Here is a 17,224-nt window from a genome sequence, read left to right as displayed (position 1 = left end):
GAAAGCGCTACAAAAGACGCGCCGCGTGCCCGAAATCGGAAATTCCCACCGGGGTACGAAGGCCGGCCCCGGCCGGGAGGCGACGGTTCCGACCACCCGGTGCATGGTCGAATTTCAGCCATCTCCAACCGGACCACGCGCCCCGAATCGCCACCCGTCCACACAGGAAGCGCACAGAAAGTCCACGATTGGGCGGGCTCGGTGCCGGGCTCACCGGCCGCGAGACGGCAGGAGGTTTCCGGCCAGGGCGGCTCCGCGCCAAGGAAGCCCCTGTACGACTCCGTTCGCGTATGCGTATGGTGGCGCCGCGCATGACCGGAACTTGACCATTCCGCGTCCACGCGCGTCACTCAGCGACCGGGGGAACGCCGTCGCTCACGGGGAGGGGGTGCTCGCCATGCCGTCGTGCCAGGCGTACGAGCACAGCAATCCAGCCAAGGCCATGGGTTCCTGACACAGACTCAGGGCCCTTCCGCTGCTCCCTGCTCTTCGGCCGCCCTTCGGCGCGCAGTCGCCCCCCTGAGCACAGAAAGGGATGCTCCTTTTGCACCCCAGACCCTGGTTCCGCCTGCCGGGAACTCGAAGATCACGCAAGCTCATGCCCGCGCTCACCTCGACCGTGGCCATCGCGGTGCTCAGCGCCCTGGTGGCCCAGCCCGATCCGCTGCACCGGCACGACGACACGTCGCTCGTGGCCGACAGCTACGACGGCTTCGACGCCAAGGCCGCCGAACAGCTGCGCCAGGACCAGTGCCTGATGGCGGGTGTCGCGCGGCTGGGCGGACCGACCATGTCCGGCATCGCGCGGGACGCTCTGAACCAGGCGCCGGACGCCCTGCACACGGCGGCGAACCGGGAGTACTGGAACGACACCCCGCTGGCCAAGGCGTTCGAACAGGACCGGGCCCTGCTGGACAAGGACTCCGAGGCCCGCAACAAGCGACGCGACGCCTGGAAGGCCCCGCTCAGCGGTCTGGCCACACCCGGTGGGTTCACGGTCACGGGGTTCGAGTGGCCGCCGTCCTCCCCCGAGGAGGGCGGCGACTTCTTCGACCGGACGGGCCTGCCGCAGTGGTCGGGAGAGCAGTGGTGGAGGAGTGAGGGCACCTTCTACGACGACCCGACCCCGAAGGCCGACGAGGCCACGGTCAAGGCCGTCAAGGAACTCGGCACGCCCCTGTACGGCAAGGACCCGGACGCCGCCACCTCGACCGACTGGAACCGGGACTACGAGGAGCACCAGGCGTGGGATCACCTGGTCAACTGGTCCATGGAACCCACGGGCGCCGACAACGCCCGTCTCTTCCTCAGCTCGGGCGGATTCGCGCGCAGCGCTCCGGAGCCCGGCAGTCTCGAGTTCCGGCTGGGCGTGGAGGACCTGAAGTCCCGCTTCGCGGCATGTGCCTGGCGTGGTCCGGTGGACCCCAACCGGGTGCTGGGCAAGGAGGTGGCTGCCGCGTCGGCCGAGTGGCAGCAGGAGATCGCCTCCCAGGCGACGCAGCGCACCCAGATCCTGGACGCGAACAAGGACGCCACCAAGGCCCTGACCGCCGGCGCCACGGCCATGGGCGAACTGCTCGCCCAGTCCTGGACCGCCGACCACCTCACGCGCTGGCAGGACTACTGGAGTTCCGGCGGCATCGGCTGGATCGGTGACGCCCCGCTGGAGATCCAGGTACCGGGCGCCACGGGCAAGTGCCTGGACGTCCAGGGCGCCGGGAAGACCAACGGCACCCCGGTCCAGATCTACACCTGCAACAGCAGCGCCGCGCAGCGCTGGCAGCTGTGGGGCTCCTACGACGGTGGCTACACGCTGCTGAACGTCAACTCCCAGAAATGCCTGGAGGTGGCGAACGGCACCAACGCCAACGGCACGAAGATCCAGATCCAGAGCTGCGGCAGCAGCAAAGCGCAGCAGTGGACGTTCGACGTCCGGGCCGCCGGCGAGCTGCGCAATGCCGCTACGAACAAGTGCCTGAACCTGGCCACCTTCGACAACGGCAAGGACGCCCAGCTCTACACGTGCAACGGCTCCAACGCGCAGAAGCTGCGGATCGTGCCGAAGGGCCACACCGGCGACGACAAGCTGGACTACCCGGACAAGGCCCAGTTCGACAAGGCCAAGAAGGGCATCACGAATGCCCAGGCGGCCGCGAAGACACAACTCACCGCCCTCAAGACGCAGCTCACCGCTGCCCAGAAGGCGGCGACCACCTCGAACACGGCCATTCAGGCCGCCTACGGCATCGCCGACACCAACGGTGCCCCCAGGGGCCGGGGTCTGCTGGTCGGCCAGCAGAAGGACCAGGTCACCCAGGGCGCGGTGGCCGCGCTGCAGGCGCTGGAGAAGGCGGGTGAGACCGCCGAGGCTGCGACCCGCGCCTCCGCCGGCGACAGCGAGACCATCGCCCAGCGGGCGCTGGCCCAGGCCGCCCAGTCCAAGGCCGAGTTCCGCAAGGAGGCCGCGAAGACGGCCGAGCTGCAGGCCAAGGCGGCGGCGGACGCGGCGAAGGTGCACCGCGACAACGCCAAGAAGGACAAGGAGACCGCCGAGGCCAAGCTCGCCGACGCCCTGAAGGCCGAGGGCGACGCCAAGGCCGCCGCGGCCGACGCCCACGCCAAGCGGCTCGCCGCCGAGGCCGAGGAGAAGACGGCCAAGGCGGAGAAGGAGACGGCCGCCGCCAAGCAGGCCGAGGCCGCCGAGCATCGGAAGAACGCCGAGGACCAGGCGGCGAAGGCCAAGGACGCCAAGGCCAAGGCCGAGGACGCCGAGAAGACCGCCGAGGGCAAGCGCGACGACGCGGTCAAGGCCAAGGACCACGCCAAGGCCATGCGTGACGACGCCTGGGACGCCGAGCAGAAGGCGGACGCGGCCCGCGCGAAGGCCGACGCCAAGGACGCCTACGCGGACAAGCTCGATGCCGGCGACGCGGCCGACGCGGCCCGCGCCGCCGCCAACGAGGCCGATCAGCACGCCGACGACGCCGAGGCCGCGGCCAAGAAGGCCCGCTCCGAGGCGGACGCGGCCACCCAGGCAGCCGCCGACGCCGACGCCGCCGCGACTCGCGCCGAGGCGGCCGCCAAGCGGGCCCGCTCCGACGCGGACGCCGCCCAGGCCGACAAGCTGAAGGCCGACGCGGCCGTCAAGACCGCCACCAGCGCCGCCGCCGACGCCATCAAGGCCTCACAGGACGCCGCCGCCGAGGCCAAGACGGCCGTCAAGCTCGCCGACGAGGCCGAGCAGCACGCCAAGGACGCCAAGGCACAGGCCGACGCGGCGAACAAGGAAGCCGGCAAGGCACTCGCCGCCGCGGCGAAGGCGGCTGGCTTCGCCCACGTCACCGCCCAGGCGGCCGTGGACGCCGGAGAGGCGGCCAAGCAGGTCGCCAACCCCGCCAACGACGCGATCCAGCTGGGCTCGCCGTACGTCGACACCGACTCGGCCGCCGGCCTGGTCGTGCTGACCGGCCAGGCCTCGAAGTCCATCGCGGACCAGCAGCAGGCGGTCGCCGACGCGCACGCGAAGAACGCGGCAGCCGAGGCGCAAGCGGCCCAGAACCTCGCCGACCAGGCGAAGGGCGACGCCAAGGAGGCCTACCAGCACGCGGCCAACGCCGCCCGGTACGCGGCCGACGCCCGTACCTACTCCAAGGAGGCCCTCGGCTACGCGGCGGACGCCGCGAAGGCCGCCGCTGCGGCGCAGTCCTCCCTGGCCCGCACCATCGAGTACGACAAGCAGGCCGCCGACGACGCGGCAGCCGCCGACAAGGCAGCCGGCAACGCCGAGGGCTACGCCAAGGACGCCCGCGACTCCGCCGACGCCGCCGCACTCGACGCCGAAGCGGCCCGCTCCGCCGCCGCCCAGGCCGAACAGGACGCCAAGGACGCCCGCGCCGCCGCCAACCGCGCCGACGCAGCCGCCACCGAGGCCGAACAGGCCGCCAAGGACGCCGACAAGTACGCCAAGGAGGCCCAGGAAGCAGCCGACCGGGCGGAGAAGGCGGCCAAGGGCAAGCAGATCAACGACGGAACCGTTCCCGACGAGAACGGCCACTCGATCGGCAACGTCTTCTACGTCATCGACCACATCGAGAAGACCGGCGACCCGGAGGTCGTCAAGAAGACCGACGGCTGCGACCACTGGTGGAACCACGTCGCCTACCGAGGCAACTGCACGATCACCACGAAGATCAAGTACAAGGCCGTCCTCGACCTGTACCTGTGCAGCGCCGAGGGCATCGACCCGCAGAAGCTCATGTGTCCGACCGCCGCCACGACGTATCTCGGCCAGGTCAAGACCGACGAACTGTCCCAGGAGGTCACGCACAACATCACGATCGCCGAGTGGCAGGACGGCGTCGATCCCATCGACATCCTCTTCGGCAGCTGGATCAAGTGCGCGCAGAAGTTCTCTTCCGGGTTTGAGAGCGGAAGCTGGAGCGGATGCGCCTGGGCATCCCTGGACGTCGCGAGCCTGTTCGCCGGCAAGATCATCCGACCCATCGCGGAAGCACTGCGCGCCGTGGACGCCGCGTTCGTCACCGGCATCGGCGTCCGGGACGCGCTCGCGGCACTCAAATCCCTCAAGGGCGTCGACGCCGCGACGGTCGCCGCGCTCGAGAGGGAGGTCCAGACCTACGAAGAGGCCGTGACCGCGTGTGAGACGAACAGTTTCCCCGGTGACACCCGGGTACTGATGGCCGACGGTACGCGCAAGCCGATCGTGGACGTTCGAGTCGGTGACCTGGTGCAGGCCACCGACCCTGCTTCCGGCAAGGCACGGCCCGAGCCGGTCACCGACACCTTCCGGCACCGCACGGAGCACCTGGTCGACGTCTCGCTGGCCGGCGGCGGCACTCTGACGAGCACGACCGGACACCGGGTGTACGTGGCAGGGGACGGCTGGGTGCACGTGTCGGACCTGCGCGTGGGCGACCGGCTCCGTACCGCGGACGGATCCCTGCAGTCCGTGACTGCTCTGCGTGACCAGCCCGGGCTGGCCCCGCGTTCGGTCTACGACCTGACCGTCGACGGTCCGCACACCTTCTACGTCCGCCCGCAGGGTGGACACTCCCTGGACGTGCTCGTCCACAACTGCCTGAACCTGGTGGCGGACGAGGGCGTCGAGGAGGCCCACACCCTCAGAGATCATGTGGAGCCCGACGACGCCAAGATGGCGGCCGACGCCGAGAAGAAGGGCAGGGCCAGCAGGTGGAACGACGAGGCGACGGCTGTTGAGAGTGTCCAGGCGGCGTTCAACGCCTGGATCAAGAAGCCGAGCAACGTGAAGCGGCTGGACAAGTGGCTCAAGGAGCAGTCCCACAACCCGGGGTTCGATCCTCGCCACGACCTGCTCGACTTCAAATGGCAGCTGCGGGACAAGGGGTCCCTCGGCCGCGTCTGGGTCAAGGACGGCGTGCAAGGTGAGCGCACCGGAAACACGGTCGCCGTCTACCTCAAGTACGCGGGCAAGCACAAGCCCAGCAGGTACGTCGTCTACACGTCCTACCCGGAGTGAGAAGATGACCGTGATGACAGCACAGGGCGAACCGGCCGGGCCCACCGGCGACGACGCGTTCATCCTCGACGTCGGGCTCAGTTGGCTCGCGTCGAAGTCGGCACACCCGTCGTGGCTGTCCGAAAAGGACTACACCCGGTTCGTGCCCCCGAGTCCTCTGGATGCACAGCTGGGCCTGGTCCAGGGAGCTGTCGGCACGGTGCACCGCGCGATCGCCCTGCAGATCGGCGAGGACGCACGGAGGCTCCTGGCCTCCGCGCTGCCGGACGAGGTGGTCCGCACCGTATGGCTGGGAGCCACGAAGGGGTATTTCGACCCAGCGGCTCACGGCCTGACCGGGAGGCAGTGGCTGGCGCTGATCGAGCAGACGTGGATCGCGAGCATCCGTGAGGTCGACACCGCGTTCGTCCCGCCCGCGCCGCACCCGGTGACGGACGCGGAGCTGCGCAGGGCTGTCCTGGAGCAGATCGGCGCCGTCGCCGACGGCCTGGAGCGGGCCGCCACCGACGGCTCGCTGCCCGGTCTGGTCCCCGCGCTGGAACGGGTCGTCACCGAGGCCTGCGCGGATCTGGGGTTCCGTCTGTTTCTGCGGGCCATGAAGGAGTACTTCGTGGCCGTCGAGGAGGACCGCTGCGAAGCCTTCACCGCCCTCGGTGAGCGCTTCGGCTACCCGGAGTTCCTGGTGGACGACAACCTCAACGTCGGATAGAGCCTGCCAGTCCCACGGGGCACGGGCCCCGCCGAAGCCGAGCCGAAAGGCCGCGGACCGGCGGGGCCTTTCTCGTGCCCTCACCGCGACGGCCGGCGAAGGTGACGCACCCCACCCGCCACCCCCTTCAAACTCCGTTAACAATGGACTGTGATCCAACCGGTCTCCTCGATGCCCAGGAGCGCCCACCGGCCCAGGCCGGAGGCGACTCCCTACGTCGATCTCACCCGTGCCGAGTGGAGCGCGCTGCGGGACAAGACGCCGCTGCCGCTGACCGCCGAGGAGGTCGAGAAGCTGCGCGGTCTCGGCGACGTCATCGACCTCGACGAGGTACGGGACATCTACCTCCCGCTCTCCCGCCTGCTCAACCTCTACGTCGGCGCCACGGACGGCCTGCGCGGGGCGCTGAACACCTTCCTCGGTGAGCAGGGCTCGCAGTCCGGCACCCCGTTCGTCATAGGCGTCGCCGGCTCCGTGGCCTGCGGCAAGTCCACCGTCTCCCGGCTTCTGCAGGCCCTCCTGTCCCGCTGGCCCGAGCACCCGCGCGTCGAGCTGGTCACCACCGACGGCTTCCTGCTGCCGACGAAGGAGCTCCAGGCCCGGGGGCTGATGTCGCGCAAGGGGTTCCCGGAGTCGTACGACCGCCGGGCGCTGACCCGGTTCGTCGCCGACATCAAGGCCGGCAAGGGCGAGGTGACGGCGCCGGTCTACTCCCACCTCATCTACGACATCGTCCCCGACGAGCGGCTCACCGTCCGGCGGCCCGACATCCTCATCGTCGAGGGGCTCAACGTCCTGCAGCCCGCCCTGCCCGGCAAGGACGGCCGTACCCGGGTCGGTCTGGCGGACTACTTCGACTTCAGCGTGTACGTCGACGCCTCCGCCGAGGACATCGAGCGCTGGTACCTCAACCGCTTCAAGAAGCTGCGCCAGACGGCCTTCCAGAACCCGAACTCCTACTTCCGGAAGTACACGCAGGTCTCCGAGGAGGAGGCCGTCGACTACGCGCGCACGCTCTGGCGCACGATCAACAAGCCGAACCTCGTCGAGAACATCGCCCCCACCCGCGGCCGCGCCACCCTCATCCTGCGCAAGGGACCCGACCACAAGGTGCAGCGACTGAGGCTGCGCAAGCTCTAGGCTCCCCGCGGGAAAGCGCCCGCTGTTAGAAAAGACGTCATGCTGCATCTGCGCCTGATCACCCCCGCCGACCGGACGGAGGAGGTGGTCCGTCTGATCGAGAAGACCGTCGGCACCACCCACCTCGTGGTGCTGCCGGGGACCGCCCGCAATCCCGTAGGTGACGTGGTGATGTGCGACGTGGCCCGCGAGGCGGCCGACGAACTCATCGCCGGGCTGCGGCGGCTGGGGCTCGACGAGACCGGTGCGATCGCCGTCGAGAACATCGACCTCTCGCTGTCCCGGCGCGCCGACAAGGCGGAGGAGGAGGCGCCGGGCGAGGGCGCGGACGCGGTGCTGTGGGAGGGCCTGACGGACGCCACGCACGAGGAGTCCACGCTCTCCGTCACCTACGTCGCCTTCATCACGCTGGCGACGATGATCGCGGCCTGCGGTGTGGTGCTGGACAACGCCGTCCTCATCGTGGGCGCGATGGCGGTGGGCCCGGAGTTCGGCCCGCTGGCCGGCTTCTGCACGGCCCTGGTGCGACGGCACCCGCGCCTCGCCCTGCGCTCGCTGACCGCGCTGCTCGTCGGCTTCGCGCTGGCGATGGCGGTGACCGTCGGCTTCACCCTGTTCATGGACGCCATCGGCCTGTTCCACCGGTCCGCCCTGGAGGGCAAGCGGCCCAACACCGCCTTCGTGTACGCCCCGGACGCGTTCTCGTTCGTCGTGGCGGTCCTGGCCGGCATCGCCGGCACCCTGTCGCTCACCTCGGCGAAGTCGGGCGCGCTGGTGGGCGTGGCGATCTCCGTGACGACGGTCCCTGCCGCCGCCAACGCGGCCGTGGCGCTGGCCTACGGCGACACCGCCCAGACCGTCGGCTCGACGAACCAACTCCTGCTGAACCTGCTGGGCATCGTCCTGGCCGGGACCCTGACGCTGCTGGCCCAGAAGTGGCTGTGGGCCAGACAGCGCGAGCGTACGGCCACGGCCGACGGCCTCTAGAACACCCTCTCGCAGCCGGTGACGGTGTCGCCGGGGTCGGCGAACACCGTGTCGACACCGCCGGGCAGCTGACCGCCGCAGTCCACCGTGTCACCGCCGGCGCTGTCCTCCACCCCGATCACGTCGTTGCCGCCGTTGGTCCTCACCTTGTCGGTGCCCGTGCCGGCGTCGACGGTGGTGTTGACCGGGACCGTGGAGCCGTCGAAGGAGTCGTTGCCGTCGCCCAGCGCCACGGCCAGCCGGGTCGCCGTGGCGACAGGGCCGCAGTCGGCGCTGGTGGCGGAGACCCGGGTGCAGCCCGGGCCGACCGCGATGCCCGTGGTGTCGCTGAGGATCAGATGGGTACCGGAAACCGTCGCCGTCACCGTGTTCGCCACCCCGGCCCGCGCCTGCAGCCCGACGAGGCCGCCGAAGATGCGGAACGCGGTGGAGCCCGGCGTCTGCGCGGCGGCAGCGGCGGCCGGCGTGGCGGTCGAGGCGGCGACGAGACCCGCGACCAGGGCCGGACCGGCCGCCCGCTTCATCATGCTCACGATCTTCATGCTGTGGTTCTCTCTTCCGTCGAGGCGGGAACCCCCTCGACCAAAGTGAACAGTCAGCTGTCGGTCGTGCGCTCTCTGTCGCATTCGTTCGGGTGACGCGCGGGCCTCAGCAGCCGGAGAGGACCTAGCCCAGCGCCGACTTCACCGCGTCGGCCAGGCGTCCGGCCACGGACCGCGCCTGCTCGATGTCCGCCGCCTCGACCATCACCCGTACCAGCGGCTCGGTCCCGGAGGGACGCAGCAGCACCCGGCCGGTCTGCCCCAGCTCCCGCTCCGCCTCGGTGACGGCGGCGGCGAGGTCGGCCGACGTGCCGACCCGGGACTTGTCCACGTCCGGCACGTTGATCAGGACCTGCGGCAGCCGCTCCATGACGGACGCCAGCTCGCGCAGCGTACGGCCGGTCTCGGCGACCCGGGCCGCCAGCAGCAGGCCGGTCAGCGTGCCGTCGCCGGTGGTCGCGTGGTCGAGGATGATGACGTGCCCGGACTGCTCGCCGCCCAGGGCGTAGCCGTGCTCCTTCATCTCCTCCAGCACGTACCGGTCGCCGACCGCGGTCTGCACGAGCCGGATCCCGGCCCGCTCCATGGCCAGCTTGAAGCCCAGGTTGGACATCACCGTGGCGACGACGGTGTCGGCGCGCAGCACGGACCGCTCCCGCAGGGCCAGCGCGAGCACGGAGAGGATCTGGTCGCCGTCGACCTCCTCGCCGGTGTGGTCCACGGCCAGGCAGCGGTCGGCGTCGCCGTCGTGCGCGATGCCGAAGTCGGCGCCGTGCTCGACGACGGCGGCCTTCAGCTTGTCCAGGTGCGTGGAGCCGCAGCCGTCGTTGATGTTGAGACCGTCGGGTTCGGCGCCGATCGTGACGACCTGGGCACCGGCCCGCCGGAACGTTTCGGGAGAGACACCCGAGGCCGCGCCGTGCGCCTCGTCGAGGACGACCGTCAGCCCGTCCAGCCGGTTCGGCAGCGCGCCGAGGAGATGGCCGACGTAGTCCTCGAAGCCCTCGTCGTAGGACCGCACCCGGCCGACCCCGGCACCGGTGGGCCGCTCCCAGGGCTCGCCGTGGCGGTGGGACTCGTAGACGGCCTCGATGCGGTCCTCGAGCTCGTCGGCGAGTTTGTGGCCGCCGCGGGCGAAGAACTTGACGCCGTTGTCCGGCATGGCGTTGTGGCTCGCGGAGAGCATCACACCGAGGTCCGCGCCGAGCGAGCCGGTCAGGAACGCCACCGCGGGCGTCGGCAGCACGCCGACCCGCAGCACGTCCACGCCCGCGCTCGCCAGACCCGCCACGACGGCGGCCTCCAGGAACTCCCCGGACGCGCGCGGGTCCCGCCCGACCACGGCCTTCGGCCGGTGGCCCGCGAACGTGCCCGCCTCGGCCAGCACGTGCGCCGCCGCGACGGACAGGCCGAGCGCCATCTCGGCGGTCAGGTCCGCGTTGGCGACACCGCGCACGCCGTCCGTGCCGAAGAGTCGTCCCACTTGTCCTCCTGAGGAAGCATCAGTTCGTGCGCGGCCGGGCATCCCATCACACCAGCCTCTGAGCACCTTGTGCCGTTATACGCCCAAGTCCTGTGATAAACGAACGCCCCGGTGGCACAGTGGCGTGCCGCCGGGGCGTTCGGAGTACGTGCAGGCAGCTGCTGATTAGCGCTTGCTGTACTGCGGGGCCTTGCGGGCCTTCTTCAGACCGGCCTTCTTGCGCTCGACCGCGCGGTCGTCGCGCTTGAGGAAGCCGGCCTTCTTCAGCGGGCCGCGGTTGTTGTCCACGTCGGCCTCGTTCAGCGCGCGGGCGACACCGAGACGGAGCGCACCGGCCTGACCGGAGACACCGCCACCGGCGATGCGGGCGATGACGTCGTAACGGCCCTCGAGCTCGAGCACCTTGAAGGGCTCGTTGACTTCCTGCTGGTGCACCTTGTTCGGGAAGTAGTCCTCGAGGGTGCGACCGTTGATCTTCCACTTGCCGGTGCCCGGGACGATCCGGACGCGGGCGATGGCGTTCTTGCGGCGACCCAGGCCGGCGGCCGGCTGGGGCTCGCCGAAGCGGGAGGCCAGGGACTCGGAGGTGTACTCGCCCTCGACGGGGACGTCCGACTCCGTGGTGTAGCTGTCGATGTCAAGCTCTTCGAGCGGCTGCTCGGCAGTGGTCTCGGCCACGATTCTCCTCAGATTCTCTTCAGTCTTAGGGGGTGGCCGGACTTACTGCGCGACCTGGGTGATCTCGAACGGCACCGGCTGCTGGGCAGCGTGCGGGTGCTGGTCACCCTTGTAGACCTTCAGCTTCGAGAGCATCTGACGGCCCAGGGAGTTCTTGGGGAGCATGCCCTTGACGGCCTTCTCGATGGCCTTCTCCGGGTTCTTGTCCAGCAGCTCGTCGTAGCGGACGGAGCGCAGACCGCCCGGGTAGCCGGAGTGGCGGTACGCCATCTTCTGGGTCCGCTTGTTGCCGGAGAGGTGCACCTTGTCGGCGTTGATGATGATGACGAAGTCACCAGCGTCGACGTGCGGCGCGTAGATCGGCTTGTGCTTGCCCCGCAGAAGAGTGGCAGCGGTGGTGGCGAGACGGCCCAGGACAACGTCCTGAGCGTCGATGACGTGCCACTGGCGCGTCACATCGCCGGGCTTGGGGCTGTACGTACGCACGGTTCGTAGCCTTCGCTTCGAGTGAATGGTCCTGAACAGGTCACCGAAACGATCACGACAGCCTTGACCGCACCGCGGTGACGCAAACCGCGTGCTGGTCGCTGGTCATCGGCCCGGTGGACCGGTGTAAGGGCCCGTCCCGTGAGAATGAGCAAGCCAATACACAACGAAGAAGCAGGTTACCCGGGCGCCCCCGGACCGGTCAAAACGAGGCATGCCGCCGCTCGCACTCCAGCACCCCCCGCCCCCCGTCTAAGATGCGCCCCATGAGTTACGGGCAGGGGGGACCCCAGTCTCAGTGGGATCCCTGGAAACCGAGTTCCCAGCAGCCCTGGAGCAGCGGCGGCAGCGACGGGTCACCGGACTGGGCCGCGCTGGCCGAGGCCTCGGAGACGCGGAACAAGCGCCGCAAGCTGCTGTTCGTCGGTGGGGGCGTGGTCGCCACGGTCGCGGTCGGCACCGCCGTCGCGATGGCCGTCGTGTCCGCGAACAGCGACAACCACGCCTCGAACAAGCCCACCAACCTGCCCGCCAGCGGGGCCCTGCCCAGCGGCTCGGCCACCGCGCCGTCCTTCGCGCCCACCAGCGCGCCGCCGCCGCTGGACCCCAGGGACTTCATAGCCAGCGTGAAGAAGGACACCGCGCCGCTGAGCCCGGAGACCCTCTTCCCGGGCACCCAGCTGACCATGAACGGCACGGTGTACAAGAAGGGCGCCACGGCCGACACCACGAACTGCGCCTCCGCCGCCGACGCCACCCTGCCCAAGGTCCTCACCGCCAACGGCTGCACCCGCCTGATGCGCGCCACCTACACCAAGGGCGGGATCGCGGTCACCGTCGGCGTCGCCCTCTTCGACACCCAGGCCCAGGCGACGAAGGCCAAGTCCCAGACCGACGACAAGAGCATCGTGCGCTCCCTGTCCGGCAAGGGCGTCAAGCCGTTCTGCGACGGCGCGATCTGCTTCTCGACCCGCAACGCCGTCGGCCGCTACGGCTACTTCACGATCGTCGGCTTCACCGACGGCAAGAACGTCACGAAGAAGGACACGAAGGTCTTCGCCGTCGGCAACGACCTGCAGAAGTTCACCTTCGACCAGATCTACCGCCGCGGCCAGGCCCAGGCCTCGGCGGCCGCCGAGCAGTAGGTCCGCTCAGCAGCACCCCGCCGGCGGAAGCGAGCGCTTGTTCCGCGCCTCCTTGGTGCGCGCGGCCAGCAGCTCGTCGGCGGGGTAGCCGACCTCCTCCAGGGTCAGCCCGTGCGGTCGTACGACATGCACGGCCGAGTCGCGCACCCCGGCGGCCAGCACCTTCCCGGGCCACTGAGGGTCCCGGTGCCCGTCCCCGACGAACAGCAGCGCGCCGATCAGCGAGCGCACCATGTTGTGGCAGAACGCGTCGGCGCGGACGGTGGCCGTGATGATCCCGTCGTCGCCCCGCGCCAGGCTCAGCTCCTGCAGGGTCCGGATCGTCGTCGCCCCCTCGCGCTTCTTGCAGTAGGCGGCGAAGTCGTGCTCGCCGAGCAGGTGCCGCGCCGCCTCGTTCATGGCGTCGACGTCGAGCGGCCAGTCGTGCCACAGGACGTGGTTGCGCAGGATCGGGTCGACACCGCCGGGGTTGTCGGTGACCCGGTAGGCGTACCGGCGCCAGACGGCGGAGAAACGGGCGTTGAACCCGCTCGGCGCCGGCCTGAGGGCCCACACCCGCACATCCTTCGGCAACCGCCCCGCGAGGCGCTTGAGCAGCTTCTGGTTGTGTTCGCGCCAGACTCCCTCGGGCAGGTCGACGTGGGCCACCTGCCCGCGCGCGTGCACCCCGGCGTCGGTCCGTCCGGCGACGGTCAGCTCGTACGTCTCCCGTGACCGCGTCACCGTGCGCAGGGCGTCCTCGATCTCGCCCTGCACGGTCCGCTTCCCGCCGGCCTGCTTGGCCCAGCCGTGGAAGTCGGTGCCGTCGTAGGAGACGTCGAGGCGGACACGGACGTACCCGGGCTGTACTTCATCACTCACGGGGGAATCCTCTCAGGGCGCTGCTGATCGAAGAAACGCGAAAGCGGGCCCGCCCCGAAGGGCGAACCCGCTTCCCGCGTCAGGCAGGGCCTCAGGCGTCCTTGGACTCCTCGGCAGCCTCCTCGGCGGGAGCCTCGGCGGCCTCGGTCTCCTCGACCTTGGTCTCCTCGGCCTTGGCCTCGTCGGCCTCCTTGACCGCGCGCTTGGTGGCGGCCTCGGCCTCACCCACGGCCTTCTGCTGCACCGTCAGCGCCTCGACCAGCTCGATGACGGCCATGGGCGCGTTGTCGCCACGGCGGTTACCGATCTTGGTGATGCGGGTGTAGCCACCGGGACGGTTCTCGTACCGCGGGCCGATCTCGGTGAAGAGCGTGTGGACGACGCCCTTGTCCGTGATGACCTGGAGCACCTGACGGCGGTTGTGAAGGTCGCCCTTCTTCGCCTTGGTGATCAGACGCTCGGCGTACGGGCGCAGGCGGCGGGCCTTCGCCTCGGTGGTGGTGATGCGGCCGTGCTCGAAGAGGCTCTTCGCCAGGTTGGCGAGGAGCAGCTTCTCGTGCGCGGCGCTGCCGCCCAGACGGGCACCCTTGGTGGGCTTCGGCATGGTTCTTCTCCTGTGTGTCTGCCCCGGCCGTATCAGGTACCGGGGTCAGGAACCCGATGAGCGGATGCTCACCGGCAACAACCGATCAAGTACTGATCAGTACTGCTCGGTCTCCACGAAACCCGCGTCCGCGTCGTCGTCGGCGCCGAAGGCGTCGGCAGCGGCCGTGGGGTCGAATCCGGGCGGGCTGTCCTTCAGGGCCAGGCCCATGCCGGCCAGCTTCGCCTTGACCTCGTCGATGGACTTCGCACCGAAGTTGCGGATGTCCAGGAGGTCGGCCTCGGAGCGCGCCACGAGCTCACCCACGGAGTGGATGCCCTCGCGCTTGAGGCAGTTGTAGGAGCGGACGGTGAGCTCCAGCTCCTCGATCGGCAGCGCCAGGTCGGCGGCAAGGGCGGCGTCCGTCGGGGACGGGCCCATGTCGATGCCCTCGGCGTCGATGTTCAGCTCGCGGGCGAGACCGAACAGCTCGACCAGGGTCTTGCCGGCGGAGGCCATGGCGTCACGCGGACGCATCGCCTGCTTGGTCTCGACGTCGACGATCAGCTTGTCGAAGTCGGTGCGCTGCTCGACACGGGTGGCCTCGACCTTGTACGTGACCTTCAGCACCGGGCTGTAGATGGAGTCGACCGGGATACGGCCGATCTCCTGGCCCACCTGCTTGTTCTGCACGGCGGAGACGTAACCGCGGCCGCGCTCGACCGTCAGCTCCATCTCCAGCTTGCCCTTGCCGTTGAGCGTGGCGAGGACCAGGTCGGGGTTGTGCACCTCGACACCGGCCGGGGGCGCGATGTCGGCGGCGGTGACCAGACCCGGGCCCTGCTTGCGCAGGTACATCACGACCGGCTCGTCGTGCTCCGAGGAGACGACCAGCTGCTTGATGTTGAGGATCAGGTCGGTGACGTCCTCCTTGACGCCCGGCACGGTGGTGAACTCGTGCAGGACGCCGTCGATGCGGATGCTGGTGACAGCGGCACCGGGGATCGACGACAGGAGGGTGCGGCGGAGCGAGTTGCCGAGGGTGTAGCCGAAGCCCGGCTCCAGCGGCTCGATCACGAACCGGGAGCGGAACTCGTCGACGACCTCTTCGGTCAACGAGGGACGCTGAGCGATCAGCATGTGTGGATCAGATCCTTCATTCGTGGACGCCCGCTATTTGACGTCCGACGGAAACCGCGCCCATGAAAAGCGCGGGTACTGCAAGGGTACGGGCGATACGGCCCTGGAGAGCCGTACCGCCCGGTACCACAGCCGTTGAGGCGACCGCGCGTCAGACGCGGCGGCGCTTCGGCGGGCGGCAGCCGTACTGCGACATGTGGGGGATGACCCCCACACCCCCAGCCGGAAGCCGAGCCGCCGTGAGCCCCTGCGTCAGACGCGGCGGCGCTTCGGCGGGCGGCAGCCGTTGTGCGGGGTCGGGGTGACGTCCTGGATGGAGCCGACCTCGAGGCCCGTGGCCTGCAGGGAGCGGATCGCGGTCTCACGACCGGAACCCGGGCCCTTCACGAACACGTCGACCTTGCGCATGCCGTGCTCCTGGGCGCGGCGGGCAGCCGACTCGGCGGCCATCTGCGCGGCGAACGGCGTGGACTTCCGCGAGCCCTTGAAGCCGACGTGGCCGGCGGAGGCCCAGGAGATCACGTTGCCGGACGGGTCCGTGATGGAGACGATCGTGTTGTTGAACGTGCTCTTGATGTGCGCGTGGCCGTGAGCGACGTTCTTCTTTTCCTTGCGGCGCACCTTCTTGGCAGCGCCCTGACGACCCTTGGGGGGCATCCTTTAACTCCTACGGGAGGTGGTCGGTCCTACAGCGAAGACCGTGGACAGGTGTCCGCTGCGGACTACTTCTTGCCCGGCTTCTTCTTGCCGGCGATGGCGCGACGCGGGCCCTTGCGGGTGCGGGCGTTGGTGCTGGTGCGCTGGCCGCGGACGGGCAGACCGCGGCGGTGACGCAGACCCTGGTAGCAGCCGATCTCGACCTTGCGGCGGATGTCGGCCTGGATCTCGCGACGGAGGTCACCCTCGGTCTTGATGTTGTTGTCGACGTACTCGCGGATCGCGACCAGCTGCTCTTCGGTCAGGTCGCGGACGCGGGTGTTCGGGTCGATGCCGGTCTCGGCCAGCGTCTGCTGGGAGAGGGTCCGGCCGATGCCGAACACGTAGGTGAGGGCGACTTCCACGCGCTTGTCGCGCGGGATGTCAACACCGGAAACGCGTGCCATTCAATGGCTCCTGGTGATCTTCGGAGGTCTGCCGCAGAACCGGTTCCCGGCCGCCGTATCAGGTACGGACCGGGTCCCCGGCCTCCGAACCGGGGGTGTCAGGCGGACGCTCGTCCGCCCGGGTTCTGCGTATGAACATTCAGCTTGCGTCGCGCGAATCCCTGCGATGGATGCAGAGGGATCGGTCGTGCGTCAGCCCTGGCGCTGCTTGTGGCGCGGGTTCTCGCAGATGACCATGACCCGACCGTGACGGCGGATCACCCTGCACTTGTCGCAGATCTTCTTGACGCTCGGCTTGACCTTCATGGGATTGAGGTTCTCCGGGTCAGTTGCCGGCGGCCCCGCGCGTGAACACGGGACGTGGGCAAGATCTACTTGTACCGGTAGACGATCCGGCCACGCGTCAGGTCGTACGGAGACAGCTCCACCACGACCCGGTCGTCAGGGAGGATGCGGATGTAGTGCATGCGCATCTTGCCGCTGATGTGTGCCAGGACCTGGTGGCCGTTCTGGAGCTCGACCTTGAACATGGCGTTCGGCAGAGACTCGACGACAGTGCCCTCGATCTCGATGGCACCTTGCTTCTTGGCCACGCTTCGCCCTTCGAATCGACTACCTTGATCGACTCTCGAGCTTCCCCTTGCGGGGCGCATGCGGACATGCGGGTGCACGAGAGCCGACGAGTCAGTCTACGTCAGCGCACCCGGAAACACGAATCGAGGGAGTCTGCCCCGCAGGGGTGATCGTCATGCGCGGGCCGTGCGCCGCCCAGCTGGTCGGGCGCCGCCGTGATGCCGTGCTCCGCCGACTTCGCCCTGCCGCCGGCCCACTCCTCGACGCAGCTCTCGC

Annotated in this window: 16 protein-coding genes; 5 read left to right on the top strand and 11 right to left on the bottom strand. The window is 69.5% G+C overall.

From position 1 onward, the window contains the following. The first annotated feature begins 598 nt into the window (after nt 1–598). The 4 genes from ACZ404_RS21625 to ACZ404_RS21610 all read left to right on the top strand — a co-directional run bounded on the left by ACZ404_RS21625 (nt 599) and on the right by ACZ404_RS21610 (nt 8,354). Nucleotides 599–5,518: an RICIN domain-containing protein gene (locus tag ACZ404_RS21625; protein WP_468442216.1), complete on the top strand. Its 4,920-nt coding sequence runs from the start codon at nt 599–601 to the stop codon at nt 5,516–5,518. A 4-nt stretch (nt 5,519–5,522) separates the two neighbouring features. After that, entirely contained in the window at nt 5,523–6,227 is a 705-nt protein-coding gene (locus ACZ404_RS21620) for a hypothetical protein (RefSeq protein ID WP_468442214.1), read from the top strand. A gap of 171 nt (nt 6,228–6,398) precedes the next feature. Continuing rightward, nucleotides 6,399–7,367 (top strand): type I pantothenate kinase, encoded by a 969-nt coding sequence (coaA, locus tag ACZ404_RS21615; protein ID WP_468442212.1) that lies wholly within the window; start codon nt 6,399–6,401, stop codon nt 7,365–7,367. A gap of 39 nt (nt 7,368–7,406) precedes the next feature. Then, on the top strand, nt 7,407–8,354 hold the full coding sequence (locus ACZ404_RS21610) for a DUF389 domain-containing protein (protein ID WP_468442210.1): 948 nt from the start codon (nt 7,407–7,409) through the stop codon (nt 8,352–8,354). Here ACZ404_RS21610 and ACZ404_RS21605 read toward each other — a convergent pair. The 4 genes from ACZ404_RS21605 to rplM all read right to left on the bottom strand — a co-directional run bounded on the left by ACZ404_RS21605 (nt 8,351) and on the right by rplM (nt 11,543). Beyond that, entirely contained in the window at nt 8,351–8,896 is a 546-nt protein-coding gene (locus ACZ404_RS21605; protein ID WP_468442208.1) for a hypothetical protein, read from the bottom strand. The two genes, ACZ404_RS21610 and ACZ404_RS21605, sit on opposite strands and share 4 nt — an antisense overlap. Nucleotides 8,897–9,020: 124 nt before the next feature. Next, nucleotides 9,021–10,379: a phosphoglucosamine mutase gene (gene glmM / locus ACZ404_RS21600; protein WP_468442206.1), complete on the bottom strand. Its 1,359-nt coding sequence runs from the start codon at nt 10,377–10,379 to the stop codon at nt 9,021–9,023. A 165-nt stretch (nt 10,380–10,544) separates the two neighbouring features. Continuing rightward, nucleotides 10,545–11,057 carry a 30S ribosomal protein S9 gene (rpsI, locus tag ACZ404_RS21595; RefSeq protein WP_020941689.1) on the bottom strand — a complete coding sequence of 171 codons (513 nt, stop codon included), beginning with the start codon at nt 11,055–11,057 and terminating at the stop codon, nt 10,545–10,547. A gap of 42 nt (nt 11,058–11,099) precedes the next feature. Next, complete coding sequence (gene rplM, locus ACZ404_RS21590) at nt 11,100–11,543, bottom strand: 50S ribosomal protein L13 (protein WP_014674395.1); 444 nt, start codon at nt 11,541–11,543, stop codon at nt 11,100–11,102. Nucleotides 11,544–11,809: 266 nt separating this feature from the next. Between rplM and ACZ404_RS21585 the strand changes: the two genes are divergently transcribed. Next, a complete protein-coding gene (locus ACZ404_RS21585; RefSeq protein WP_468442204.1) occupies nt 11,810–12,688 on the top strand; it encodes a hypothetical protein in 879 nt (292 codons plus the stop codon). Nucleotides 12,689–12,694: 6 nt separating this feature from the next. Here the strand turns inward: ACZ404_RS21585 and truA are convergent, their stop codons facing one another. From truA to infA, 7 genes are all read right to left on the bottom strand, one after another. Beyond that, complete coding sequence (gene truA / locus ACZ404_RS21580) at nt 12,695–13,549, bottom strand: tRNA pseudouridine(38-40) synthase TruA (RefSeq protein ID WP_468442202.1); 855 nt, start codon at nt 13,547–13,549, stop codon at nt 12,695–12,697. Between the two features lie 91 nt (nt 13,550–13,640). Further along, nucleotides 13,641–14,153: a 50S ribosomal protein L17 gene (gene rplQ / locus ACZ404_RS21575; RefSeq protein ID WP_468442200.1), complete on the bottom strand. Its 513-nt coding sequence runs from the start codon at nt 14,151–14,153 to the stop codon at nt 13,641–13,643. A 96-nt stretch (nt 14,154–14,249) separates the two neighbouring features. Then, nucleotides 14,250–15,272, bottom strand: coding sequence for a DNA-directed RNA polymerase subunit alpha (locus ACZ404_RS21570; RefSeq protein ID WP_003966937.1), 1,023 nt, complete (start codon nt 15,270–15,272; stop codon nt 14,250–14,252). 252 nt (nt 15,273–15,524) lie between these two features. Then, complete coding sequence (gene rpsK, locus ACZ404_RS21565) at nt 15,525–15,929, bottom strand: 30S ribosomal protein S11 (protein ID WP_003956432.1); 405 nt, start codon at nt 15,927–15,929, stop codon at nt 15,525–15,527. Nucleotides 15,930–15,994: 65 nt separating this feature from the next. Continuing rightward, complete coding sequence (gene rpsM / locus ACZ404_RS21560) at nt 15,995–16,375, bottom strand: 30S ribosomal protein S13 (RefSeq protein WP_361119960.1); 381 nt, start codon at nt 16,373–16,375, stop codon at nt 15,995–15,997. 192 nt (nt 16,376–16,567) lie between these two features. After that, nucleotides 16,568–16,681 carry a 50S ribosomal protein L36 gene (gene rpmJ / locus ACZ404_RS21555; RefSeq protein ID WP_003998809.1) on the bottom strand — a complete coding sequence of 38 codons (114 nt, stop codon included), beginning with the start codon at nt 16,679–16,681 and terminating at the stop codon, nt 16,568–16,570. A gap of 65 nt (nt 16,682–16,746) precedes the next feature. Further along, on the bottom strand, nt 16,747–16,968 hold the full coding sequence (infA, locus tag ACZ404_RS21550) for a translation initiation factor IF-1 (RefSeq protein WP_003948620.1): 222 nt from the start codon (nt 16,966–16,968) through the stop codon (nt 16,747–16,749). Between the last annotated feature and the right edge of the window lie 256 nt (nt 16,969–17,224).

Source organism: Streptomyces sp. NPDC030798, from assembly GCF_055572275.1.
Note: the sequence above shows the minus strand (reverse complement) of the source record. Positions and strands in the feature narration are given on the sequence as shown.